The sequence below is a fragment of the Paenibacillus sp. JCM 9796 genome, assembly GCF_055379675.1.
Map to the genome: position 1 here is coordinate 2,679,268 of NZ_AP043723.1, position 23,893 is coordinate 2,703,160.

Here is a 23,893-nt window from a genome sequence, read left to right on the forward strand (position 1 = left end):
CTCCGCCTGAACCGCCGGCGCCTCCTTGAGAACGTTCGTGCGGACGCTCACTCATGCGATCTCCTCCTCCGATAGCTGCGAAGCTACAATTTCCCGGTACACGTCCGACGTCTGCAGCAGCTCGCGGTGCGTACCCATCCCGACGATTCTGCCTTCGTCGAGAACGATTATCCGGTCGGCGTCAATGACCGTGCTCACCCGCTGTGCGACAAGAATGACGCACGCATCCGCGGTTTCCGCCCGCAGGGCTTCGCGCAGCTTCGCATCGGTCTTGAAATCGAGCGCCGAGAAGCTGTCGTCGAACACATAGATGCCGGGTTTACGCACAAGCGCCCGCGCGATGGAGAGCCGCTGCTTTTGCCCGCCGGATACGTTGGCCCCCCCTTGCGAGATGGGCGAATCATAGCCGTCCTTCATGCCCCGGATGAACTCGGACGCCTGCGCAATTTCGGCGGCTCGGCGAACCTCTTCGTCCGTCGCCTGCTCCTTGCCGAAGCGGATGTTATCGGCAATCGTACCGGTAAACAGCAGCGCCTTCTGCGGCACAAGGCCGATCTGCGCCCGCAAGCTTTCCTGCGTCAGCTCGCGCACGTCGATGCCGCCGACGAGCACCTGCCCTTCCTCCACGTCATAGAAGCGCGGGATGAGGTGCACAAGCGTCGACTTGCCCGAACCGGTGCCGCCGATAATCGCTGTCACTTCGCCGGCGTGCGTCGCGAAGGAGATGTTCGAGAGCGCCTGCATCTCCGCGCCCGGATAGCGGAACGATACATTCCGGAATTCGACGGACGGTCTTGCCGAGCCCGCACTCCGCTTCCCTCCATCAGCATCCCGGATGTCAGGCATCATGCTCAGCACCTCGTTGATCCGGGCCGCCGAAGCGGACGCTCTCGGAATCATGATGAACATCATCGAAGCGAAGACGAGCGAGAACATGATTTGCCACGCATATTGGATGAAGGCGATAAGATCGCCTATCTGCATATGTCCGGCATCGATCCGAATACCGCCGAACCAGATAATCGCAATGCCGGCGAAATTAAGCACCAGCATCATCACCGGCATCATGAACGCCATAATGCGGTTCACTTGAATCGCCGTATTCGTCAAATCGCGATTGGCCCGGTCGAACCGCTCCTGTTCGTGACCGATCCGGTTGAACGAACGGATCACACGGATGCCGGTAAGATGCTCGCGCAGCACAAGGCTCAGCTTATCCAGCTTCGTCTGCACCGCTTTGAAGAGCGGACCGCCCTTGCGGAAGACAAGGAAAATGAATCCGGCCAGCACAGGCACGACAGAGATGATAACCATCGCCAGCGCAGCGTCCTTCGACAGCGCCATCACGATGCCGCCGATACACATCATCGGGGCCATGACCATCACGCGCATCATGATCGTCAGCACCTGGTTCAATTGCGTAATATCGTTCGTCGTCCGGGTAATGAGCGACGCCGTGCCGAGCCGATCGAATTCGCTTAACGAGAATCGCTCCACATGCCCGAACAGCCGGCTGCGCAAATCGCGGGCAAACCCGCTCGCCGACTTCGCGGACCACAGACTCGCCCCGACCGAGCACAAAGCGCCGCAGGCGGCGACCAGCAGCATCAACCCGCCGATGCGCCAAATATAAGGCGTGTCGCCTTGAACGACGCCGCGGTCGACGATGTCGGCCATCAGGGTAGGCAAATACAGCTCCGCGATCGATTGCAGGAACACGAGCAGCAGCACGAGCCCAACCTGCCGGCGATAAGGCCTTAGAAAACGAAGCAGTTTAATCATAGGTTCACCTTCACCTTCCTTCGAATCCGATTCTTCAGGAATCCGTCTCCCGCTCCTGCGGCGGTTCGGCGGCCTGCGCACGGTAGTATGAGGCAACATCGTCGAGCAATTCGATGAGCTGTAAGCTGCGTTCGTGGCCCAAGTGGTCGATCAGTCCCTTCATTCCCTCCAGCATCGCTTCTTCCGCCTGCTCGGTTTCCCGTCTTCCGGCTTCAGTCAGCCGAATGCGCACAGCTCTTCGATCGTCCGGATCGGCACCTCGCTCCAGCAGCCCTCTGGCTACGAGCAAGTTAACCGTCTGTGTGACGGTCGGCAAAGAAACGCGCAGAATGCCGCTGATCTCCGACATCTTCAAGCCGGGCGAGCCGGCCGACATCCCCCGGCGAATGGCAAACAGCAGCATCGTTTCGCTTCGCGTACAGCCTTCGGCCGGTCGCCGGCCGCTCCAGTTCATATGCCGCAGCTGACGGAAGGCGCGGATGAGCTCATGGGAAGTGGTGTATTCAGTAGTCAATCGCAACAGCCTCTTTTCGCCTCGAAAAATTTAACCGAAATATTTAGTTAGATAACCTAATTATATAGATATTAATTATTTACTGTCAACGCAATTCCGCGATGGGCATCGGAAGCGGCAGGAAGCACGCCGGGCAGCATCCGATGCCGCTCCAAACCGCCGTACGGCCCCGGCGTCCGATACCGCGATCAGCAAGCAGTATGCGGCATGCCCGCATCCCTTGCCCGTTCCGCTCATTCTTCTGAATAGCCGTATTCCTGCTCTTCCCGCCATAAGGCACATCTTATTCCAACTAACTTTATGTAAGCGAACCGCCGTGTTATACTCGAGAAAAGAATGAGTTCTCTCACCACACGCTTCAGGCGTATCCGAGAATGGAGGGCTGTTGATATGAACCAGATGTATATTCGACACACGGTAGGTAGCCGGCTGCTGTTGGATTCGGTGAAGCATAACGCCGATTTCGACATCCAGCCCGTTGACGGACAGTGGCAATTCGTCATCCGGCTTGCGGACGACAAGGTCGCTGAAGAAGTGCTTAAGTTCCGGGACGAGCTTAACCTGTTTGTCGTCGATGACGAGAAGCCGGACGTGAAGACCTGGTACTATTCCTCGGACGGACGGGTCGATTACGATAAGGCCGGACGCACCTTGACCATCATCGCCGACGCCAGACTCGATTATAACGTGTAGTCCGGTACGCAGCCGGACAAACGAAAAACAAAAAGGAAGGTGATCCCGGATGAGCAAGGAGCGCATTATTGAAGCTTACCGTTTCAGACACGCCTGCAAGGAGTTTGACGCTTCCCGCCGGATCCGTGAGGAGGACTTTCACTTCATTCTGGAGACCGGACGCCTTTCGCCAAGCTCCTTCGGCTTCGAGCCTTGGTCGTTGGTCGTGCTGCAAAATCCGCAAATCCGCGCAAAGCTTCTCCCCGTCACATGGGGCGGGCAGAAGCAAATTCCGACAGCCAGTCACCTCGTCCTTCTGTTGGCGAGAAACGCCTCTAGCCTGAGGCCAGACGCTCCCTATATTACTTCCATGCTGGAAGACGTGCGTAAAATCCCGCCAGAGCTCGTAACCGGCGCCCGCGATCGCTACCGGAAGTTTCTGGACAGCGATTTCAAGCTGAGCGGCAACGATCGGGCGATGTTTGAATGGGCGTGCCGGCAGTCGTATATCGCATTAGGCAACATGATGACGGCTGCAGCCCAGATCGGCATCGATTCATGCCCGATCGAAGGCTTCGACAAGGAGGCGGTAGAGACGCTGCTTCGGGCGGAAGGCGTTGTGACGGGCGACGATTTCGGTCTCGCCTGCATGGCGGCCTTCGGCTATCGTATCCGCGAACCGCGCGACAAGACCAGACGCCCTTTGGACCAAGTGGTGCGCTGGGTTTTGTAACTCGCGCAGCTTAAAGAGGGGCCGGCCTTTGTTTGAGGGCGGCCCCTCTTGGGCATGCATATTTGGTGCGCTTTCCACAGGCGGCTCCCCGCCAGCATCCGGCCGCTACGAGGACTTCACGATCCGAACCGCCGGTTCGTTCGGCCCGGCCGTGTCCCCTTCCGGATCGGGAAACAGCCGATCCATCCGGATCGCCGCGGCGTTCCGGTCTTTGAACGTCACATGGCTCCGCTTAAACCCGGTAGGCGACTCCAGGCCGCAAGAAGCAGCAAGCATAAAGACGCCTTCGCGCACCGTCGCCAAATAGTTGGCCGTCCGAAACCGCTTCTCCTGCACGACAAGTCCCTGCTTGAGCTCCGGCTTATGGCTCGTCACCCCGGTCGGGCATTCGTTCGTATTGCACTTGAGCGCATTAATACAGCCGATCGTATTCATCGCCGCCCGCGCGACGTTGATCAAATCCGCGCCGAACGCGAGCGCGATAGCCATCTTGTCGGCGGAGGCCAGCATGCCGCTGGCGAAAATTTTCACCCGGCCGCGAACGCCGTATTTGCGCAGCGTACTGTCGACGATCAGCAGTGCCGAATACAGCGGGAGCCCCAAAGAATCGGCCATCTCCATATACGTAGCGCCCGTTCCGCCCTCACCGCCGTCCACGGTCAAGAAGTCGGGCGAGCGGCCCGTGCTCCGCATATAGTCGGCCAGCTCCTCCACCGCCAGCTCGCTGCCCGCCACCAGCTTCACGCCGACCGGCTTGCCGGACAACGCGCGCAGCTTCTCGATGAAATCGAACAATGTCGGGATATCATGGAAGTCGGTAAAACGGTTCGGCGACTCCACATCTTGATCCCAATCCATCGGGATCCCGCGGATTCGGCGGATCATCGGCGTCAGCTTGCTCTTCGGCAGCTTGCCGCCGCGCACCTTCGCCCCCTGCGCCAGCTTCACTTCGATCAGCTTGACTTCCGGCCGCCCGGCCGTCTGCAGGAAAGCTTGTTCGTCGAACGTTCCATCCGCATCGACCCGGGAGCCGTTCTTGGCCGAACCGATCTGATAGATCAGATCCGTCTCCTTACGCTGCAAATAGCCGCGATCCACAAGCCGCTCAGCCGCGAGCACGTACGGATTGCGTTCCATGTCGAACACATCCATGGCGTCGTGCTCGATACCGCTCAAGTCCTTCATAATCTCAAAGGTCGACACGAGCAGCTTCCTGCCTACCAAGTCGTACACCTGAAGCTCCTCCGGTTGCTCCGGCCGGGGCAGCTTTCGGTCCCGCATCTCGTACACTTTGGACAAGTGATACGGCGACAGCCCGCCCTCTCCCGTATTCAACCAGGTGCCGGTTGCAATGGCAGCGCCTTGCGCCAGCGCCATCACCGCATGGTCGGACAACGAGCCGAAGCTCATCGCCGAGATGCCGATAAACCCTTGCGTCCGGTAAGGCTGCCGAACGTCGTTGCAGCCGCCGATGACAACGGCATCGCGCGCGTCAAGCAGCCAAGGCTTCGCCGACGTGAGATACCTTGTCTCCTTCCGGGAGACAAGCCCTTCCTTCACGATTTGATACTTATACGTGATCGAGATCGGGGACGACTGATCGACCGCGAGCTCATCCCCATTTTTAGGGAACATCGCGTTGTTCAAATAAAAGCCTTCCTGCGAGAAATCTTTACGCGAACCGAACCCGATGACGGTGGATCCGTATTTGCCCGCTTTGGCAATATACCCCTGCGTGTCCCGGTCGATCGGTCTGCCCTCTTTATCGCCCCAGATGAAATATTGGCGAAGCTCCGGGCCCAGCATTTCGAACACATACCGGAATCGGCCGATCACCGGATGCGTCCTCAGAATCGAATGCTGCTTCTGAATATATTTGTCCCATACATAGACCCCCGCTACCGTCAGCGGGAGCGCCAGAACGACGACCTTCGTCACGATATCGAGAATCGCCCACCATACATCGAACATTGTACCGCCTCATTTCCGTCTAAGATGCAACCTCATCTTTGAATGAAAACGTATACAACTTCTTCTGTTTCTTTCATTGCCGGCTCCTGACCAGGAGGTAGAGCATGATTGGGCGTTCGCCGACATGGGCTGCAGCGCCGCGCATTTCCACCCCTACCATCTTATTCCGGCATTCGAAAATTCGACTGGCGTTTCGCCCATTTCCCGGTATGAATCGCCGCGCGTCGGGAAGGCGAAGTCTGCGGCTGCCGTTCTTTGCGGCTCCACGGATCCGGCCTATCCCCCGGCCTCATCGCCAACAAAAAAACCGCGATCCCAAAGTTCGGACTGCGGTTATTATTCCAATATGAACTTTTCCTTCGCGTCTTATCGGAACGACTTGCGGTCCGCGTTCGAGTTGATAAGTGACGGGAGCATCCTGGTGTCGCTGACCATTGGAGATGCGCATAACGGGCAGCTCGGCTCGTGTTCGAACGCAAAGTTGTCCCGCATCCACCCCTTGCAGCCATCCATTGTACAAGACCAGATCGCGGTTTGCTCCGTAGGGATTTCCTCTAACGTCTTCTTACGAAAATTCATGAATACTCCCCCTTCTTATCCTTATCCGAAAAGAAAAACTGCTCTTAACAACCGTTAAGAGCAGCTAGGTTTCTTAGTAAACTTTAACGACGTTCTCAGCTTGCGGTCCGCGGTTGCCTTGAACCACATTGAATTGAACGCGTTGGCCTTCGTCCAAAGACTTGAAGCCTTCGCCTTGGATTGCGCTGAAGTGAACGAATACGTCGCTGCCGCCTTCAACTTCGATAAAGCCAAAACCTTTTTCTGCGTTAAACCATTTAACTGTACCTGTTTGCATTGTTTGTTGCCTCCAAAATTGTTTTTAACATGTTCATTTTTCCTATACGAAAAAAATTCACACATTGAAAAAAGTACCCTTCTAAACATGACACCTTTTTCAATATGCGAATTCCGGTTTCAAATTTTTCAATTACATACATCTTATCACAGCTGGAAGCAGAAAGCAAATACTATGATACTCCGTCCAAAGCAGAGGGATTCCCCGCCTGAAGGCTAGCTTCGAATACCGCCTTCGGTCCGTTTTCTCCTCGTCTTGCTTCCCCTAGAATAAAGACATGAACAACACCCGCGAAACCGGCCGCCGGCCGAATGAATCTTACCTGATCCCGAAAGGAGAACGAACCATGAATAGATTATACCGTTCCAGAACGGACAACAAAATGACGGGTCTTTGCGGAGGGATTGCCGATTGGCTCGGGCTTAACGCAACGCTCGTCCGGTTATTGGTCGTGATCGCCGCCTTCTGCAGCTTCGGAACGACGATGCTCCTATACTTTATCGTCAGCCTGGTAATCCCGAAAGCGCCATACGGCCCTAATCCTTACAACCAATCTTACACCACTTATTAAATTAAAGCGCGTCTGGACGAATATAACCGGCTGGCGGAGCAGTGCGAGAGGCAGGCGGTCGAGGCGTTGGCAGAAGAACGTACGGCGGAAGCCCGGCTGGCGCTGGAAACGCAGCTGCGCAGCGTACCGCCGACTCCCTAATAAAGACCGGACTGCCGGCTGGAACCTTGGCAAGCCCCCCTGCTTTGGCAGGGGGGCTTGCCTTGTTCTAGGAGTAGATGGCGCTGCCGCCTTCTTTAAACGCTTTGGCCTTCTCCTTCATCCCTTCTGCAACGGCCTGCTCATCCGTGAGCTTTTCTTGCTTGGCAAACTCGCGAATATCATGGGTGATCCTCATGCTGCAAAACTTCGGACCGCACATCGAGCAGAAATGGGCCGTCTTGGCCCCTTCGGCCGGTAACGTTTCATCGTGATATTCCATCGCTCTTTCCGGATCCAGCGACAGATGAAATTGATCTCTCCACCGGAACTCGAACCGGGCTTTGGATAAGGCGTTGTCCCTCTCCTGCGCGCCGGGATGGCCCTTGGCCAAATCCGCCGCATGCGCAGCGATTTTATAGGCGATGACCCCTTCGCGAACATCGTCCTTATTCGGAAGACCCAGATGCTCCTTCGGGGTCACGTAGCACAGCATCGCCGTACCGAACCAACCGATCATGGCCGCGCCGATAGCCGAAGTAATATGATCATAGCCGGGGGCGATGTCCGTCGTTAAAGGGCCCAAGGTGTAGAACGGGGCCTCCTTGCACACCTCCATCTGACGATCCACATTCTCCTTGATCTGATGCATCGGCACATGACCGGGCCCTTCCACCATCACCTGTACATCGTGCTTCCAGGCCAGCTGCGTTAACTCGCCTAGCGTCTCCAGCTCCGCAAACTGGGCCTCATCGTTCGCATCGGCAATGGACCCGGGACGCAGGCCGTCCCCGAGAGAAAAGGCTACATCATAAGCTTTCATAATTTCGCAAATCTCTTCAAAATGCGTATACAGGAAGTTTTCCTGGTGATGCGCCAGACACCACGCCGCCATGATGGAACCGCCGCGGGATACGATCCCGGTCACACGATTCGCGGTCATCGGTATATAACGCAGCAGCACGCCGGCATGAATCGTGAAATAGTCGACGCCCTGTTCCGCTTGCTCGATAAGCGTATCCCGGTAAATGTCCCAGCTTAAATCTTCCGCTTTGCCATGGACCTTCTCCAGCGCTTGATACAAGGGTACCGTTCCGACAGGCACGGGGGAGTTGCGGATAATCCATTCGCGGGTCGTATGTATTTGCTTGCCCGTCGACAAATCCATGATCGTGTCCGCCCCCCAACGGGTAGCCCACCGCATCTTCTCCACTTCCTCCTCGATCGAAGAAGCAACCGCCGAGTTCCCGATGTTCGCATTGATTTTCACCAAGAAGTTGCGGCCGATAATCATCGGCTCGCTTTCCGGATGGTTAATATTCGCCGGAATAATCGCCCGGCCGCAAGCGACCTCGCTGCGGACGAATTCCGGCGATACGTTCTCCCGAATCGCGATGTATTCCATTTCCGGCGTAACGATCCCTTGTCTGGCATAATGCATTTGGGTTACGTTGGCGCCCGGCTTCGCTCTTAACGGTTGGCGTTCCAGGCCTGGGAACCGCTCCGGACTGTCCGGCTGTCCCTGCTTGTAGCCGTTGTCTTCGGGCTTGACGGCGCGGCCTGCATAAGCTTCCGCATCGCCGCGCTGCAAGATCCAGTTCAACCGGTTCCGGGGCAAGCCCTTGCGGACGTCCGCGCTGTACGAGCTGTCCGTGTAGGGGCCGCTGCTATCATACACACGAACGGGGGGATTCTCCTGCTCGGTACCGCCGACGGCCGTCGGCGTTAACGTAATTTCCCGCATCGGAACTTGAATATCCTCGCGGGAGCCTTGCACATACACTTTCCTGCTTCCCGGTATAGACGATAAATTCGGGACGACTTCCACTTTCTTGTTTTCGCTTGCCATTTCATTTCCTCCTCGGATGAATGTGGAGCAAGCGGAGAATTCCTTGTATACGCCAAAAAAGACCGCAACGAAGAAGCGGTCTTTGTGTGTACAAAGGCTAAGTCTTTTCCTCCGCTGGCATTACCCAGATCAGGTATTACGGTCGATAGCATTAGGGCTACCCTCTCAGCCTGGCTCACCAAGCTCCCGTGTTTATTCGGTTGTCGTAACTATCATATTACAGATCGCCCGTAAAAATCAATCCATAGCTTTTCGGGAGTCTGCCTGTCGGGAACGTTGCTTTTATCGCCCTTGATGTAGTATTTTGGGTATGAAGGGCTTGTTCGCATGATCGATAGACCAGGACGATTCCCCTTCCATCCGGACAGGGTAGATATAAAGGAGATTATCGCCATGAAGCTCGATCCAAACACGGAAACACCTGCCGGTTCAGGCTCCGGCGAACCGGACAAGCATTTGCGCGTTCTCGTGATGACCGCAGTCGCTGCCGAGCGAGACGCGGTGCTGCGCGGGCTCCGCGGATCCGGCAGATTCGATGTCCTGCTGGCCGGTGTCGGCCCGGCTATGGCCGCCGCCCGTACGGCAAGGGCATTAGCCTCGGCCGAGTACGGCTTGGTCGTAAGCGCCGGGATCGGCGGCGGATTTATCGGCAGGGCTGAAGTGGGGTCCCTGGTGGTGGCGAATGAGATCGTAGCCGCCGACCTGGGCGCGCAAACCCCGGAAGGCTTCTGCAGCCTGGACGAGTTGGGCTTCGGCTCTTCCCGCATCCAGGTCGACCCCAGCCTGACGATCCGGGTAACGGAGGCGCTGCAGGCGGCCGGACAGCCGGTTTATGCAGGCCCCGTACTTACCGTATCGACGGTGACCGGAACGGCGGCGCGAGCCCTGGAGCTGGACGTCCGGGTGCCGGGGGCGACCGCCGAGGGGATGGAGGGGTTTGGTGTAGCTGCCGCCGCCCTCGACAGCGGCGTGCCGATCCTCGAAATCCGTGCCATCTCGAATGCGGTCGGTCCGCGTGACCGGACTGCCTGGCGTATCCAGGAAGCGCTGGACGCACTGGAAGCTGCAAGCACAGTATTACTGGAGGTGTTATGATGAACATTGCCTTTTCTCCTTGCCCCAACGACACGTTTGTTTTCCACGCCTGGGCGCACGGGCTGCTGCCCGGAGCTCCGAAGCTTGACGTCATGTACGCAGACATCGATATTACGAACACGCTGGCCGCCGGCCCGGACGGGCCGGAAGTGCTCAAGATCTCGTATGCGGCGCTGCCTTGGGTACTGTCCGATTACGCGCTGCTGCCGTGCGGGGGCGCACTTGGCAGAGGCTGCGGGCCCCTGGTGCTGACGGCCAATCCTGCAGTCAGCGCCAAAGGCCCGGCGGCCCTGAGCGGCCGGCGCGTAGCGGTACCGAGCGAGCGGTCAACCGCCTACCTGCTCTTCCGGCTATGGGCTGCTCAGCAAGTGCCGGGAGGCGTCGGCGAGATTGTGATTATGCCGTTTCACGAGATCATGCCGGCCGTACGCGATGGCGTGATCGATGCCGGTCTGGTGATCCACGAGGCGCGTTTCACCTATCCGTCGTACGGGCTCACTCTCCTGACCGACTTAGGCAGCTGGTGGGAGAGCGACACCAACCTGCCGATTCCGCTCGGGGCGATCGTCGCCAAGCGGTCGCTGGACCTGCAAGCGATCGCCGGCTGGATCCGCGCATCCGTCGAATACGCCTGGGCGCACCCGGAAGCGTCGCGCGATTACGTGCTAACCCACTCCCAGGAACTGGCCCCCGAAGTCGCCCAAGCGCACATCGACTTGTACGTGAACGAATTTACCGCGAATTTGGGAGACAGCGGATATGCCGCGGTGAATGCGCTGCTCAGCCGCGCCGCACAAGAAGGGCTGGTGCCGAAGATCGATCCGGCTGCCCTGCGGCTGCCGCAGGCATAACGGTCAGGTGGCGCCGGGTCTCACCTGCCGCTTATTTATAAAACACATTTCCATACTTGGAAACACGCGGCGGCTTTCCTGGCGAATGCCGCGTATTTCCGTCGTTTTCTCCGTTCTCGCGATCCATCGGGACAACGTCAACAATGGCGTCGGGATCGATGGAATGAATGAGGTCTCTCAGTGTCAGCTCTTCCAGCCTGTAGATGACCAATTGCAGCCTGTGCACGACCGCGCAATCCCCGCTTTGTATGCTTGCAAACCGTACCAGGTTACGCCCTGTCTCCCGTTTGACCGCTTCCTCCATGATATCCCCATGGCGGGTGTTAATCCGCATCATCCGATTCAACGACCGCACGTTCAGCAACCGATATCCTGCGATAAACGAAGTTGCCAGCACAATCGCATAAAAGACTGCATCGTATATCATCAGTTCATGTCTCACTTGGGTTCCTCCTCACCACATGGGCTAGAAGCTCCTTGACTCGACGCTTTTGTAACAGACTCGCATTCCTGCTGCTCCAGCTTTATCCCTTTTGTTTCTCACGGTTTAATCGGGATAGTTTAAATACGCGATCCAGGCCTTTGTATATCACTTTGGTTTCCTTCGTTAGCAGCGGCCCCAGCACCGCCAGAATCAATACGTACAGCGCCGCAAACGGCTGCACGATCGGCAGCAAGCCTCCCGCTTTGGCCAGGTTGGCCATAATAATTGAAAATTCGCCGCGCGCCACAATCGTGAGTCCGATATTCACAGACGCTTTCGGAGACAAGCCGGCGCTATGCCCGGCCCACATGCCTGCGGCGAAATTGCCGAGCAGCGTCAGCGCGACCGCGCCTAAAGACAGCCAGACGGCGCCGCCGAGCGAGAAGGGATCGATCGTCAGACCGAAGCTGAAGAAGAAGATCGCCCCGAAAAAATCGCGAAACGGTAAAATCAGATGCTCGATCCGCTTCATATGCTCGGTTTCGGCGAGCACCAGCCCGACGAGCAGCGCTCCGATCGCCTCCGCCACATGGATCGTTTCCGAGAACCCGGCGATAATGAACAGCCCGGCGAAAATGACGAGCAAGAACAGCTCATTCGAGCGAATATTCAACAGCCGGTTGAGCAGCGGAACCGCTTTGCGTCCGATGATCAGCACGAGCAGCATAAACCCGAGCGCGATGGACGCGGACAAGAGGACGCCTCCCAACGAGGAGGAGCCGCTGAGAACAAGACCGGAGACGACCGAGATGTAGATAGCGAGAAATACGTCCTCGAACATAATGATGCCGAGTATCATCTCCGTCTCCGGATTGGCCGTACGTTTCAGATCAACCAGCACCTTGGCCACGATCGCACTGGAGGAAATCGTCGTAATCCCCGCTACGATAAGCATCTCCAGAAAGGGAAGCCCCGCCACGAAGCCGAACAGGAGACCCAGCGTGAAATTGATCGCGATATAAATGGTACCGCCTACAGCGATGGACCGGCCCGATTTAATCAACCGCCCCACCGAAAACTCAAGCCCCAAATAAAAGAGCAGGAACAGAACGCCTATCCGGCCCAAAAAATCGATCAATGGCGCACTTTCTATAAACCTCAGATCAAAGTGCCACCACTCGAAGGAATGCGGGCCGACCGCCATGCCAACCAATATATAGAAGGGAATAACGGAGAAGCGCAGCTTGGCGGACAGCAGTCCGGCAAGCGCAATGAGCGCAATCGCCAACCCGATTTCAAATACGATGTAGTCCATAGGTCACTCACATCCATTCATTAGAATATTTTTGAAATGTTTCTGCTGCCTCCTTTCTCCCGCTACAACAAGCGTCGATTCCGCCTTTAGGACAACTTCGGGCCCCGGATTGATATGCTTGGATTGCTTCTCGACAACGGCGATAATGGTTGCGCCTGAAGTTTGACGCACGTTCAGCTCGCCTATGGTTTTGCCGACGCATTTGTACTCGGGCTCCACCCGATACCATTCAATAATAAGATCATCCAGCGCCATTTCCATCGTCTCCAGCGCCTTTGGCTTGTACGTCATCCCGCCAATAATGCCCGCGACTAACCGCGCTTCATCATCATCCAGCGTAACTAAAGAAATACTCTCGTCGGAGTCCTCGTAATCAAAATGGTAGCATTCCCGCCTGCCGTCATCATGGACGACGATCACCAGCTTGTCTCCCCCCCGTGTCGTGATTTGAAATTTTTTCCCGATTCCAGGGAGATCGCTTTCTCGAATTGTCATATCGATAACCCTCCTATATTTAATTTTCCCTATCCTTAATCCGATACGTACAGAACGTTTCGGCGCAAGGTCCATGGTATCGTTATCGCCTTATAGGGACAGTTTTCAGACAACAGCAAACAGACCCTACGCTGTCGTTTTTTAAACGAAGCAAGTGCGCGTTTGATTATCGCATTCCTTGAAAAATTGGGAAGATTCAGTTTACAGTTGAGCCCAGCACAAATAAACGTTCGGACATAACCGAAAAAATGGCTGTTCGTTCATGGAATGATCGCATGTCAGATTGTCAATAACCGACAGGGGCAGGAAGAAACAACTACACGAAGAGGGAGGTAAACTTAATGGGGGATAATAACAGCCGGGTTAAACGGCGCGCGATTTGCGGACGAAAGGAGACGCGGGCTTTCGGAAGCGCTCTCGAGGCGGCATTCTTCATAGCAAGCAGCAGAAAAGAGAAGGCAGAGATATGCCCTGCAAGCCGCAAGCCTTCGGTAGCCGAGGAGTGCTTCCGAACAGTCGCTTGGTTGGAGGTAAAAAATTCCATGCCATGAGACATTGAGGTGCGAGCCGATTCGCCGGCGCTTACCTCGAGACCGGGAGTCGGAGTAGCGAAAAGCATAAACACCATCATTAAAACTAAAGGAATCCAACGATTGGACGAGATATCACGCGAGAACATGCAAATACACCTCCTTTTCCGATGATTATAATGAAATTATACCATGTTTCAGCCTTAACATCCAGATTACTTGCGATTTAGGGCTGGCAAGTTTCCCCCATGCTGTATTAGGTATATATATTCACCAAACCATTTCCTCGTTCTGGATAAAGGCACACCTGCCTGAACATAATAAAGCCGATGATCCTCATATGCCATATTCTTGAACATGCGTGGTCAAATATGAACTCCAGGTGATGAATGATCATGTCCGTAACACTCGATGCCCTAAAACAACTCGTAGTGAACATGAATGATGCCGAAATCATAGAACGCCAAACCGGACAGGGTCATCCGGTGACACTTCTGTTCATTCGAACGTTAATCGATCAGGAGCGTTTGAATGAAGCCGTTATCGGACCGCTGAACGGCCGCTCTCACGACACGATCATCGGCAGTCTGGCGGCCCCCCGTGATGCGAAAATCACGGCTTTGAATGAGGCGAGGAAGCACCTTCTGCAAGGGTCCGTGCTCATCCATGACGGAATCCGGGACGAGTGGTGGGCCGTGCCGTTACCCAATCCGTTGGCCCGTTCCATCGAAACCTCCGAAACGGAAACCATTATATTCGGACCTAAAGACAGCTTCAGCGAACAATTGGAACAAAATATTACTTTAATTCGCAGGAGGCTTCCCTTAGCGGCGCTAAAAACGGAGACATATACGCTTGGTTCCCTAAGTCAAACAACGGTTGTCCTCATGTACATCGATGGATTGACCAACCCGGAATTCATATCCATAGCAAGAAATAAAATAACGGCGATCGACTTCGATCTTTTTCTGGATTCCTCCCATGTTGCCGCGTTCATGGAGGACCAGAATCACAGTTTGTTTCCGCAGTTTATGCAAACGGACCGGCCCGATTCCTGCGCGTATTCGCTTGGGCTGGGTAAACTTGTATTGCTGGTGAACAATACACCGTTTGCCTTAATCGCTCCGATTACCTTGTTCCATCTGTTTCAGTCCCCTGAGGACTACATTAACCGTTGGCTGGTGGCCAGTGCTTTGCGTTGTCTTCGATACTTTAGCTTCTTCCTGTCGATCACGCTGATTCCGATGTACGTTGCCTTAACGACGCACCACTATCAGATGCTTCCGCTGCAAATTCTTTTTGTCATCCTGGAATCGAGAAGCAAATTGCCGCTTACGCCGTTCTGGGAAGCGTTTCTGATGTTGGTTACGCTGGAAATTCTGAAAGAAGCCAGCTTGCGGATGCCGACCAAAACAAGTCAAACCCTTGGAGTGATCGGCGGTATCGTCATCGGACAAGCGGCGGTGCAAGCCGGCTTCGCCAGTCAGGTATTGATTGTTCTGATGGGTATTTCGGCCGTTGCCTCGTTCCTGGTTCCCAACTATCTGGTGACCAAATCAAGTTTGATCATTCAGTTCCTTTTTCTGGCGCTCGCGTCTTTATTGGGTATCCCCGGGATGGTGCTCGGTTCGACCGCAGTGCTTGCTCATCTGAATGGACTTACTTCCCTGAAACAACCTTATTTGGCGCCTGTATCCCCCTTTTACTGGAGAGAATGGATGGATCTTTTCATACGCGGTCCTTTGAGTTTCATGAATGTCCGTCCTGAATCTTTAAAGCCTTTATATAAATGGCGAAAACAGCCAAAGGAGAAAATAACTTGACGTCATCTTCACTATTCAATAAAACGTCTCCCTATGGCGGCGTATACGCCATGTTTCTGGTAAACCGGCTTCAAATGCTTTACTTCGTCCTGGTTATGCCTGCGTTTTTAGTTCATCCCTATATGATCTGGGCCATTATCGCCATGGGGTTATTATCGCAGGTTAATCTGATCATGCTCTCCAGATGGTTTGCTTCCGATCTTTCTGAACAGGGCTATGAAGGATTTGTGCTGCTTTTTGGCGAGCGGACGGTGCGTTTGCTTGCGATGGCAGGCCTATTGTTCATCTTGATCAAGATCACCGTTATCACGCAGGGCTACACCGATATTATTCATCAGTATATTTTTCCGTCGATGAACCGGAATTGGCTGATTCTTTTTCCCATCCTGATGAGTTTTTACTTGGCGGCTCAAGGCATGGAGAACATGATCCGCTTTATCATGATCGCTTGTTTAAGTACGTGCTGGATGGTTATCGTCTTTGTTCCCTTTTATTTTTCGCCGACTGCATCGCTGACCGATTTATATCCGCTGATCCCTGCAAGCGGGTCGGCATTTACATGGAAATCGCTGTTATTCATTTTGTCCGCCTTGTCAGGTCCGGAATATTTGATCCTGATAACCCCTTGGCTTAATCCGCGGCAGAAGACGCTGAAATATTTTACTGCTGCAAATGCATACACAATTTGGGAATATTTGTTTCTGTTTATCGGCGCGTTATTATTTTATGGTTCCCACTACTTGAGCACGATCAAGTTTCCGATTGTGAGTATGGGACGATACTTGCAATCCCCGGTTTTTGAGCGCGTGGACATCTTTCTGGTGTCGGTACATATGATTTACTTCATGTATGCGATGGCTCTCTTCTTGTTATTATGCTATGGGGCTGTGCGGATCATTGCAGGCAGAGTACACGCCAAGACCAGCCAGATCGGGCTTCTGTTAAGCGGTACGGCTGTACTTCTCTGTATGTTCGCGGTAAGCAATTGGTTTTGGGATGCAGGAACCGATCAGAACATGTGGCTCAGCCTGCAGAGCTGGTCAGGCGCATGTACGTATCTGCTCGCTCCCGCAGTCCTTCTGATAACCCTTAAACGAAAGAGGCGTGTCTAGCTATGCGGCATATCCAAAGGTGTGCGTTAATGGTCGTATTGAGCGGTTTGTTGCTGCTGACAGGATGCGCCCCGTTCGTGGAGAACAATATGATCGAGGAGCTTTCCCCTGTCATTTTCTGGTCGCTTGAGGATGCGGGTGAAGGGAAGCTGACGATCAGCACGCTGGTCCCGCCGCTGATCAGGGAAAGAAAGCGTATTCTCAGGCTGCAGGTCGATCTCATTAAACAAGGGGGAAAGGGATTTAATTTGCTTTATTACCGCGAATTGAAAGCCGGACAGCTTCGAATCCTGTTAATCCATGAAGACCTTGCCAAAAAAGGGATCAATTCGCTGCTTAACAACTTATTGACGGACCCCGATATTTCGCATCGCCTTTATCTGGTGATCATAAAAGGAAGCTTTGACGATTACATCAACAGTCAACTGCTAAAGCAAGAAAAACTTGATTATTTTCTTTACCGCATGCTCAAACATTACGAGAAAAAAAATCAAGGAGAGCTGACGATCGTCAATCTGCATCATTTCATGAAAAAGCTTTACTCTCCGTATTCGTACCCGACGCTGCCTGTCTTCAAGGTCAACAACGAAAATTTCACTTACGAAGGAACTGCTTTCTTCAAGCATGACAAGCTTATAGCAAACGTTAAACAAGCCGATGACCAAATTATCCAGCTCATTGGCAACAATCGTTACCTGAAATTCCTCCCCATACCGGAATTATCGGTCGCTGTAGGTCATATTCGCTCCAAGGTCAATACGCGAATCAATGAAGATCATTCGTCCATGTATATGCACGTCGATCTGAACGGCCGGATTGAGGAATACCGGGGGAATGAAAATATATTGGAACCCGGCCAATTAGCCGAGCTCAACCAGGAAATAAAGTCCTACCTGGAGAAACAGACTACAGCCCTGCTGAAAAAAATACAGCGCTGGAAAGTCGATCCCTTGCAGCTCGGGAATGTCACGCGAACCCCATTCTCGAAGGGCGTCCCTGAACAAGAATGGATGGATCAGTGGGAGAAAATGAAAATTTCCGTCACTTATGATCTTCACTTTCAGCCTTTGACCAATGTAAATCCATGAATGATACGGGTGCCGACTGGCAAATAATAGTATTCGGAAACTTTAATCCGAAAGGGGTATACCATTGAATCACGATAAGAAAAGCGAAACGAGCCCCAATCTCTCCGCAGCGAGCCAAACGCTGACGACCCGTCAGGGGCATCCGGTCACGGACAACCAGAACATCCGAACGGTTGGTAGCCGGGGGCCCAGTACGCTGGAAAATTACCATTACCTGGAGAAGATTACCCACTTTGACCGTGAACGCATTCCGGAGCGGGTCGTTCATGCGCGGGGAGCCGGAGCCCACGGTATTTTTGAGGCCTACGGGAAAGCCGGGGACGAGCCCATTGCGAAATACACCCGCGCCAAGCTGCTCCAGCAGCCGGGAAAACAAACCCCTGTCTTCGTCCGATTTTCTACGGTCATACATGGCACGCATTCGCCGGAGACGCTCCGCGATCCCCGCGGTTTTGCGGTTAAATTTTATACCGAAGACGGCAATTGGGATATGGTGGGCAATAACCTGAAGATCTTTTTTATCCGCGATCCGTTGAAATTTCCCGACATGATTCACGCCTTCAAGCCGGACCCCATTACGAATGTGCAGGATATGCAGCGCTTCTTCGATTTTGTATCGTTAAGTCCGGAAGCTACCCATATGATCACGTTTCTCTTTTCTCCATGGGGGATTCCCGCCAACTACCGGCAAATGCAGGGCTCCGGCGTCAATACCTACAAGTGGGTAAATGAGGCTGGGGAAGCTGTGCTCGTGAAGTACCATTGGGAGCCGTTGAAGCAGGGAATTAAAAACCTGCTGCAGCCGGAGGCCAACGAGATTCAGGCGGTGAATTTCAACCATGCGACACTGGATCTGTACCAGGCCATCGAGCGGGGCGACTATCCGGAGTGGGAGCTTTGCGTTCAAATCATGAGCGACGACGAGCATCCCGAACTCGATTTTGATCCGCTGGATCCTACCAAGCTGTGGCCTGCCGATCAATTTCCTTTCCTGCCGGTAGGCAAGATGACGTTGAACCGCAACCCCGAGGACTATTTCACCGAAGTCGAACAGGCCGCATTCGGTACCGGCGTTCTGGTGGACGGGCTGGACTTCTCGGACGACAAGCTGCTGCAGGGGCGCACGTTCTCCTATTCCGATACCCAGCGGCACCGCGTAGGGACCAACTATTTGCAGCTTCCGATTAATGCGCCGAAGACACATGTCGCAACGAACCAGAGCGGCGGACAAATGCAGTATCGCCCGGACCGCGCCCCCGGACAAAACCCTCATGTGAACTACGAGCCCTCGTCCATGGGCGGTTTGCAGGAGGCGCCCAAGCGGGGCAAAGATCACGAGCCCTACTACGAAGCGAAGCTGGTCCGCCAGAAGATCGATCGGACGTGCGACTTCAAGCAGGCCGGCGAGACGTACCGGTCATTCGAGGATTGGGAACGGGATGAGCTCATTAACAATCTGGTCGATGCGCTCAGCATGTGCAAGAGCGATATCCGCGAGCGCATGATCCGTCATTTTACGGAAGCGGACGCCGACTACGGCCGGCGTGTGGCAGAAGGGTTAACCCGGGCCGATCAGATCAAAATCGAAAGCGGACAAACCGATCCTGAACAAGCTGTCAAGAAAGCGCAGCAAAAGGGACACGAAGCAGAGCCTTATTGAGAAGAACGCCGCAGGCATACGCCTGTGGCTGCTTGCTGTAACGGCAGATAATTGTAATGCGCGTGCATTTACAATATTTTCTCAAAACAATAGTAAGGCGTACTCCGGAAAGGAAATTGGACGGCTCCGGTATGCATATACCCGGCTCGTGTATACATCGCTAATGCCGTCTCATTCGCGGAGTACACATCCAGCCGGATGCTGGAGCATCCTTGCGTTAACGTATATTGCTCTGCAAATTGAAGCAGCTTCTTCCCGAGTCCCATTCCCTGATAATCCGGATGAACCGCAAGACGATGAATACAGGCTGCTTTTCCCTGACGATCTTGCCAGTTTACTTGTAAATATTTGGAGCTTTGCTTTTCATCCACGACGACCGCCGCAATGACGGCCCCATCCTGCTTCACCCCGAACAGGCAGCCGTTCTTGAGATCGTTATGAATGACGAACCGATTCGGATAGAAGCGGTCCCATTGATAAATACCGTTCTCTCTGAGGTGACTCGTAACCGCTTTGTACAAATGCATCACGCTCTTATGATCCTGACGCTGCAAGGCTGCAATATGCATAGCTACCCCCCGATTCTCTTCTTATTCCGACTGAAGCTTGATTTGTTCAAGACGCCGGGCAGATTTCTTCCGATAAACGACGGTCCATACAATAGCCGCGCCGACAAAACCATACAGCACGAAGTTGGACAAAGCCAGAAATTGCGAGGTGGTCAGTTGAAACACCAGGATCACACGGACAACCGACTCCAGAAGCAGCATGCCCCCCCAAACCAAGGTCATTAATCGCATGACAAACCGGAAATAATCATATTTCCAATTGTCGGAAATGTCCTTATTGAGAAATCGGACAACCAGGTAAAACATGAGCGGACGCTTGAACAAAAGAGAGCCCAGAAAGACGAGTCCAACCGCTCCCGTAATAAGCGACTCCCGAACCAGCAATATTTTCTCGCTTCCCCCGAAGGATACGAGTACAAGCGTCAGCACCAAAGTGAAAAGCATTAACGTCCCGAACGCATCCAGCTTCTTGTGCTTGATCAAATGAACGACGTTATCCGCGAGCGGCACTAGCGTTGCAATGGATAAGGCCGCTATACTGCTCATGTAATGGGATAACCATTCATAAATGGCCCAAGGTGCGAGACCGTTGATCAACAAGGCAAAAATGACGTATTTACGGGTGGACATTTCGTATCCCTTCCTTTTCCGAGCACTTATTTTTGTTGTATACCGACCGTCGGTATGTTATATATTCCATATTACAGACCGTCGGTCGGTATGTCAAGCGTTTTTGGAAGAAGTCTCTTCCGGGGCATCCCGATCATCTTCTGCATGTCCGTCCTATTGGATAGGCTTTGTGAATAGCATAGTATGGATAAACGTGTAAAGGGAGATTGTCCATGCTGACTTATGTGGTTCAACAAGGCGATTCGCTTTATCTCATCGCCAGACGGTTCGGAATTACCGTAGAGGCTTTAATGAAAGCGAATCGTCTGACTTCGTCCGTCCTTTACGTCGGCCAAACGTTGACTGTTCCTGTAGCTTTGCCGTTCATGTACCAAGTACAGCCGGGCGATTCGCTCTACTCGATTGCCCGGAGATTCAACACGACCGTAGATGCGATCATGGTCCTGAACAGCCTGACATCGGCATCGCTCTATGTGGGCCAAAGACTGCGAATTCCCGTCTATACCGAGGTGGTGGTCACGGTCGAAACGGCCAATGTGCGCAGCTATGCGGGGACGGGGTTCTCGGTCATCGCCCAAATGGACCGCGGCGCCCGTCTTCCTGTGACCGGGATTGCCGGCGATTGGGTTCGGGTTCGGCTATATAACAACAGGCCGGGCTGGATATTCCGCGACGTCGTCAACCTGGTTGCGCATGACGGCGAACGCCCGATCAAGGAAATATTGGGCTATTATACGGAAGAAGAAGGACCGACCTTGCCCAGCTCCCATCAGGTCTTCGTGCAGCAAAGCGCCCAGCTGTCCAATGTCGGGATGTTCCATTTCCGTATAAACAGGGAAAGCCCGACGCAAGTCGAGAAGTTTCCCGTGTTCGATGATTCTTATATGCGGCAAGAGGTCGAGTTCGGTCACCGCCACAATGTTAAAATGCTTGCCACCATTCATAACCTTCTATATGAACGGGGCAATCAGGAGGTCAATAAGGAAGTGGTCCGGCGGATGCTGGCCAGCTCCGATACCCGCAAAGGGTTTATCCAACATGTGATCCGTCTTCTGCAAACCTATAACTTCGACGGCGTGAATATCGACTTTGAAGATGTTCATTACGAGGACAGAGAATTGCTTAACTCGTTCTATCGGGAATTGGGCCGGGAATTAAAGCGTTTAGGGTATTATTATTCCGTCGCTGCCCCGTCACGCACTTCTGACGAACCGACCAATCCTTTCTCCGCTCCATTCAATTATGCGCTTCTTGGGGAAGTTGTCGATGAGCTGGTGGTCATGCTTTATAACGAGCACGGCTGGCCGGGAAGCGGCCCCGGTCCGGTCGTTTCCATCGGATGGATGGAAAGCGTCATCAAATATGCCTTAACGAAAATGCCGGGCCGAAAAATTACGGCTGCCGTTTCCGTATTCGGTTTTGATTTCAATTTGACGACCGGCCGGAATACGTATGCGACTTACGATATGGCGATGGACCTTGCGAAAAAATACAATAAAACCATCACTTTCGATCAAAAAACACAAACGCCTATGTTCGCTTATACGGATGAGTCCGGCAACGAGCATGAAGTATGGTTTGAGAATGCGGCGAGCATTCGCGCCAAGCTTCTGGCGGCCCAGCGCCTCGGCATCCGGGGAATCGCCCTTTGGCGGTTAGGGATGGAGGATCCCGATATATGGAGGATGATTGCAGACGAATTTGTCGTAGAGAAAAGTATTGCGCCTTGAGCAAACCCATTCACTCCCGCATCCAATACGGCAGCCAAACGTTTCCTTTTTCGGTATAATGAAAGGCGTATAGACGTGTTTTGTCATGGGGGGATGCCTGCGTGTTTAACGAACAAGAAAAAGAAGCCTTTTACAAAATCATTCACACGAGAAGAGACGTAAGAACCTTTTTAACCGATCCGATTCCTCCTGAAACGATCATGAATTTGCTTGATGCGGCACATCATGGCCCTTCGGTAGGCTTCATGCAGCCATGGAATTTTATTTTAATAACGAAGGAAGAGATTAAGGCAAGGCTGGCTTGGGCAGCCGATAAAGAAAGACGGGCGTTGGCCATCCATTACGAAGACGGCCGGCAGGACCAGTTTTTAAGCTTAAAGGTGGAAGGCATCAAGCAGGCGCCGCTGACCATCTGTGTCACGTGCGACCCCACTCGCGGAGGTTCCCATGTCTTAGGACGAAATTCGATCCCGGAAACCGACATCTTATCTACGGCTTGCGCCATACAGAACATGTGGCTGTCAGCCTGCGCCGAGGGTCTTGCTATGGGCTGGGTCAGCTTTTATAAAAAAGCCGACGTCCGTGATATTTTAAGTATTCCTCCCCACATCGAGCCTGTTGCTCTGCTATCCGTTGGATATACCGAGCATTATCCCTCCAAACCGATCCTGGAAGCAGCGAATTGGGAAAAAAGAAGAAGTCTTACCCATCTTATCTTTCACGAATCGTGGGGAACCGCCTGACTCGGCCGGCTAGGATCCCCTTCTCCCGGTGTGGACGGATAAAGCCGAAAAAAGGCAGGCGGGCTGTGCCCCCCTGCCTTTCCCTTATCGTTACGCTTGCTTAGAAGCTTCAATTTCAATCGTAAATTTAACCTCATCGCCGATGAGCACTCCGCCTGTTTCCAGGACAGCGTTATACGTTAAACCATAGTCGCTGCGTTTGAGTTTTCCTTGCCCGCTGAATCCGACTTTCTCATTCCCCCACGGATCTTTGCCCGCACCCTCGAATGTGACGGAGAACGTTTCGGAACGAGTTACGCCATGAAGCGTCAGATTGCCGGTCACATCGTATTCTCCATCGCCGGTTTTGGTGATTTGAGTAGATTGGAACGTCAATTTCGGGTGTTGCTCAATATCGAAGAAATCGGCCGAGCGCAAATGATTATCGCGGTCGTTATTGCGTGTATCAATGCTGCTTAAGTCGACCTGCAATTGAATATCGGCCGATGTGAGGTCTTCCGGATCGGCTTCAATCTGGGCCTCGAAGGAATGAAAGGCTCCTTTAACTTTAGCAATCATCATGTGTTTAATCGTGAAATCGATACTGCTGTGCGTGGGATCGACGTTCCATTTCGATTTAGCCATAGATATGATGCCTCCTAATGAAATTTACTTACTTTTAATTATCGGCTTATAATTTATTATCTTATAATCATTCTATTTGTTTATCCTGATTTTGTCAATCCTGTCTTGGAAAATTTTG

24 protein-coding genes are annotated in these 23,893 nt (G+C 53.5%); 11 read left to right on the top strand and 13 right to left on the bottom strand.

Features of this window, described 5'->3' with window-relative positions:
- Positions 1-51 precede the first annotated feature (51 nt).
- On the bottom strand, positions 52-1,782 hold the full coding sequence (locus ACZ439_RS12910; protein ID WP_054797233.1) for an ABC transporter ATP-binding protein: 1,731 nt from the start codon (positions 1,780-1,782) through the stop codon (positions 52-54).
- 34 nt (positions 1,783-1,816) lie between these two features.
- On the bottom strand, positions 1,817-2,296 hold the full coding sequence (locus ACZ439_RS12915) for a MarR family winged helix-turn-helix transcriptional regulator (protein WP_464621068.1): 480 nt from the start codon (positions 2,294-2,296) through the stop codon (positions 1,817-1,819).
- Positions 2,297-2,686: 390 nt separating this feature from the next.
- Between ACZ439_RS12915 and ACZ439_RS12920 the strand changes: the two genes are divergently transcribed.
- A complete protein-coding gene (locus ACZ439_RS12920; RefSeq protein WP_054797217.1) occupies positions 2,687-2,989 on the top strand; it encodes a hypothetical protein in 303 nt (100 codons plus the stop codon).
- A gap of 49 nt (positions 2,990-3,038) precedes the next feature.
- A complete protein-coding gene (locus tag ACZ439_RS12925) occupies positions 3,039-3,701 on the top strand; it encodes an NAD(P)H-dependent oxidoreductase (protein ID WP_054797218.1) in 663 nt (220 codons plus the stop codon).
- A gap of 105 nt (positions 3,702-3,806) precedes the next feature.
- Here the strand turns inward: ACZ439_RS12925 and ACZ439_RS12930 are convergent, their stop codons facing one another.
- The 3 genes from ACZ439_RS12930 to ACZ439_RS12940 all read right to left on the bottom strand — a co-directional run bounded on the left by ACZ439_RS12930 (position 3,807) and on the right by ACZ439_RS12940 (position 6,528).
- Positions 3,807-5,672 carry a glutamate synthase-related protein gene (locus ACZ439_RS12930; RefSeq protein ID WP_464621069.1) on the bottom strand — a complete coding sequence of 622 codons (1,866 nt, stop codon included), beginning with the start codon at positions 5,670-5,672 and terminating at the stop codon, positions 3,807-3,809.
- Positions 5,673-6,038: 366 nt separating this feature from the next.
- Positions 6,039-6,251 (bottom strand): cold-shock protein, encoded by a 213-nt coding sequence (locus ACZ439_RS12935; protein ID WP_127605189.1) that lies wholly within the window; start codon positions 6,249-6,251, stop codon positions 6,039-6,041.
- Between the two features lie 73 nt (positions 6,252-6,324).
- Positions 6,325-6,528 carry a cold-shock protein gene (locus ACZ439_RS12940; protein WP_054799749.1) on the bottom strand — a complete coding sequence of 68 codons (204 nt, stop codon included), beginning with the start codon at positions 6,526-6,528 and terminating at the stop codon, positions 6,325-6,327.
- Between the two features lie 346 nt (positions 6,529-6,874).
- On the opposite strand from ACZ439_RS12940, the gene ACZ439_RS12945 reads away from it, so the two are divergent.
- Complete coding sequence (locus ACZ439_RS12945) at positions 6,875-7,099, top strand: PspC domain-containing protein (RefSeq protein WP_054797222.1); 225 nt, start codon at positions 6,875-6,877, stop codon at positions 7,097-7,099.
- Positions 7,100-7,307: 208 nt separating this feature from the next.
- Here ACZ439_RS12945 and thiC read toward each other — a convergent pair whose 3' ends face one another.
- Positions 7,308-9,086: a phosphomethylpyrimidine synthase ThiC gene (gene thiC, locus ACZ439_RS12950; RefSeq protein ID WP_054799748.1), complete on the bottom strand. Its 1,779-nt coding sequence runs from the start codon at positions 9,084-9,086 to the stop codon at positions 7,308-7,310.
- 393 nt (positions 9,087-9,479) lie between these two features.
- On the opposite strand from thiC, the gene ACZ439_RS12955 reads away from it, so the two are divergent.
- On the top strand, positions 9,480-10,181 hold the full coding sequence (locus ACZ439_RS12955; RefSeq protein WP_155614914.1) for a futalosine hydrolase: 702 nt from the start codon (positions 9,480-9,482) through the stop codon (positions 10,179-10,181).
- Positions 10,181-11,032 (top strand): 1,4-dihydroxy-6-naphthoate synthase, encoded by an 852-nt coding sequence (locus ACZ439_RS12960; RefSeq protein WP_127605384.1) that lies wholly within the window; start codon positions 10,181-10,183, stop codon positions 11,030-11,032. The genes ACZ439_RS12955 and ACZ439_RS12960 overlap by 1 nt, the downstream gene beginning before the upstream one ends.
- Positions 11,033-11,063: 31 nt before the next feature.
- Here ACZ439_RS12960 and ACZ439_RS12965 read toward each other — a convergent pair whose 3' ends face one another.
- The 4 genes from ACZ439_RS12965 to ACZ439_RS12980 form a co-directional block, all read right to left on the bottom strand.
- Positions 11,064-11,474, bottom strand: coding sequence for a YitT family protein (locus tag ACZ439_RS12965; RefSeq protein ID WP_054797223.1), 411 nt, complete (start codon positions 11,472-11,474; stop codon positions 11,064-11,066).
- Positions 11,475-11,556: 82 nt separating this feature from the next.
- A complete protein-coding gene (locus tag ACZ439_RS12970; RefSeq protein WP_464621070.1) occupies positions 11,557-12,771 on the bottom strand; it encodes a cation:proton antiporter in 1,215 nt (404 codons plus the stop codon).
- A gap of 3 nt (positions 12,772-12,774) precedes the next feature.
- A complete protein-coding gene (locus ACZ439_RS12975; RefSeq protein ID WP_141334877.1) occupies positions 12,775-13,266 on the bottom strand; it encodes a cation:proton antiporter regulatory subunit in 492 nt (163 codons plus the stop codon).
- Positions 13,267-13,582: 316 nt separating this feature from the next.
- Positions 13,583-13,945, bottom strand: coding sequence for a hypothetical protein (locus ACZ439_RS12980; protein ID WP_054799747.1), 363 nt, complete (start codon positions 13,943-13,945; stop codon positions 13,583-13,585).
- Between the two features lie 246 nt (positions 13,946-14,191).
- On the opposite strand from ACZ439_RS12980, the gene ACZ439_RS12985 reads away from it, so the two are divergent.
- From ACZ439_RS12985 to ACZ439_RS13000, 4 genes are all read left to right on the top strand, one after another.
- Positions 14,192-15,619, top strand: a complete 1,428-nt coding sequence (locus ACZ439_RS12985; protein ID WP_464621071.1) for a spore germination protein — start codon at positions 14,192-14,194, stop codon at positions 15,617-15,619.
- A complete protein-coding gene (locus ACZ439_RS12990; protein WP_464621072.1) occupies positions 15,616-16,731 on the top strand; it encodes a GerAB/ArcD/ProY family transporter in 1,116 nt (371 codons plus the stop codon). Before ACZ439_RS12985 ends, ACZ439_RS12990 begins: the two co-directional genes overlap by 4 nt.
- Positions 16,732-16,760: 29 nt before the next feature.
- Complete coding sequence (locus ACZ439_RS12995) at positions 16,761-17,819, top strand: Ger(x)C family spore germination protein (RefSeq protein WP_464621073.1); 1,059 nt, start codon at positions 16,761-16,763, stop codon at positions 17,817-17,819.
- Positions 17,820-17,883: 64 nt separating this feature from the next.
- Positions 17,884-19,479 (top strand): catalase, encoded by a 1,596-nt coding sequence (locus tag ACZ439_RS13000; RefSeq protein ID WP_464621074.1) that lies wholly within the window; start codon positions 17,884-17,886, stop codon positions 19,477-19,479.
- Between the two features lie 68 nt (positions 19,480-19,547).
- Here ACZ439_RS13000 and ACZ439_RS13005 read toward each other — a convergent pair whose 3' ends face one another.
- Together ACZ439_RS13005 and ACZ439_RS13010 are read right to left on the bottom strand one after the other, a co-directional pair.
- Entirely contained in the window at positions 19,548-20,048 is a 501-nt protein-coding gene (locus tag ACZ439_RS13005; RefSeq protein ID WP_054797225.1) for a GNAT family N-acetyltransferase, read from the bottom strand.
- 21 nt (positions 20,049-20,069) lie between these two features.
- Positions 20,070-20,678 carry a VC0807 family protein gene (locus tag ACZ439_RS13010; protein ID WP_054797226.1) on the bottom strand — a complete coding sequence of 203 codons (609 nt, stop codon included), beginning with the start codon at positions 20,676-20,678 and terminating at the stop codon, positions 20,070-20,072.
- Positions 20,679-20,890: 212 nt separating this feature from the next.
- On the opposite strand from ACZ439_RS13010, the gene ACZ439_RS13015 reads away from it, so the two are divergent.
- Together ACZ439_RS13015 and bluB are read left to right on the top strand one after the other, a co-directional pair.
- Positions 20,891-22,408 carry a LysM peptidoglycan-binding domain-containing protein gene (locus ACZ439_RS13015; protein WP_127605207.1) on the top strand — a complete coding sequence of 506 codons (1,518 nt, stop codon included), beginning with the start codon at positions 20,891-20,893 and terminating at the stop codon, positions 22,406-22,408.
- Positions 22,409-22,509: 101 nt separating this feature from the next.
- Positions 22,510-23,151 carry a 5,6-dimethylbenzimidazole synthase gene (gene bluB / locus ACZ439_RS13020; RefSeq protein ID WP_127605209.1) on the top strand — a complete coding sequence of 214 codons (642 nt, stop codon included), beginning with the start codon at positions 22,510-22,512 and terminating at the stop codon, positions 23,149-23,151.
- 90 nt (positions 23,152-23,241) lie between these two features.
- Here the strand turns inward: bluB and ACZ439_RS13025 are convergent, their stop codons facing one another.
- Positions 23,242-23,775, bottom strand: a complete 534-nt coding sequence (locus ACZ439_RS13025; protein ID WP_054797227.1) for a YceI family protein — start codon at positions 23,773-23,775, stop codon at positions 23,242-23,244.
- Positions 23,776-23,893: the final 118 nt, after the last annotated feature.

Coding starts and splice junctions, on each gene's coding strand:
- ACZ439_RS12910 (WP_054797233.1), bottom strand. CDS start 1,782: ATGATTAAACTGCTTCGTTTTCTAAGGCCTTATCGCCGGCAGGTTGGG.
- ACZ439_RS12920 (WP_054797217.1), top strand. CDS start 2,687: ATGAACCAGATGTATATTCGACACACGGTAGGTAGCCGGCTGCTGTTG.
- ACZ439_RS12925 (WP_054797218.1), top strand. CDS start 3,039: ATGAGCAAGGAGCGCATTATTGAAGCTTACCGTTTCAGACACGCCTGC.
- ACZ439_RS12930 (WP_464621069.1), bottom strand. CDS start 5,672: ATGTTCGATGTATGGTGGGCGATTCTCGATATCGTGACGAAGGTCGTC.
- ACZ439_RS12935 (WP_127605189.1), bottom strand. CDS start 6,251: ATGAATTTTCGTAAGAAGACGTTAGAGGAAATCCCTACGGAGCAAACC.
- ACZ439_RS12940 (WP_054799749.1), bottom strand. CDS start 6,528: ATGCAAACAGGTACAGTTAAATGGTTTAACGCAGAAAAAGGTTTTGGC.
- ACZ439_RS12945 (WP_054797222.1), top strand. CDS start 6,875: ATGAATAGATTATACCGTTCCAGAACGGACAACAAAATGACGGGTCTT.
- thiC (WP_054799748.1), bottom strand. CDS start 9,086: ATGGCAAGCGAAAACAAGAAAGTGGAAGTCGTCCCGAATTTATCGTCT.
- ACZ439_RS12955 (WP_155614914.1), top strand. CDS start 9,480: ATGAAGCTCGATCCAAACACGGAAACACCTGCCGGTTCAGGCTCCGGC.
- ACZ439_RS12960 (WP_127605384.1), top strand. CDS start 10,181: ATGAACATTGCCTTTTCTCCTTGCCCCAACGACACGTTTGTTTTCCAC.
- ACZ439_RS12970 (WP_464621070.1), bottom strand. CDS start 12,771: ATGGACTACATCGTATTTGAAATCGGGTTGGCGATTGCGCTCATTGCG.
- ACZ439_RS12975 (WP_141334877.1), bottom strand. CDS start 13,266: ATGACAATTCGAGAAAGCGATCTCCCTGGAATCGGGAAAAAATTTCAA.
- ACZ439_RS12980 (WP_054799747.1), bottom strand. CDS start 13,945: ATGTTCTCGCGTGATATCTCGTCCAATCGTTGGATTCCTTTAGTTTTA.
- ACZ439_RS12985 (WP_464621071.1), top strand. CDS start 14,192: ATGTCCGTAACACTCGATGCCCTAAAACAACTCGTAGTGAACATGAAT.
- ACZ439_RS12995 (WP_464621073.1), top strand. CDS start 16,761: ATGGTCGTATTGAGCGGTTTGTTGCTGCTGACAGGATGCGCCCCGTTC.
- ACZ439_RS13005 (WP_054797225.1), bottom strand. CDS start 20,048: ATGCATATTGCAGCCTTGCAGCGTCAGGATCATAAGAGCGTGATGCAT.
- ACZ439_RS13010 (WP_054797226.1), bottom strand. CDS start 20,678: ATGTCCACCCGTAAATACGTCATTTTTGCCTTGTTGATCAACGGTCTC.
- ACZ439_RS13015 (WP_127605207.1), top strand. CDS start 20,891: ATGCTGACTTATGTGGTTCAACAAGGCGATTCGCTTTATCTCATCGCC.
- ACZ439_RS13025 (WP_054797227.1), bottom strand. CDS start 23,775: ATGGCTAAATCGAAATGGAACGTCGATCCCACGCACAGCAGTATCGAT.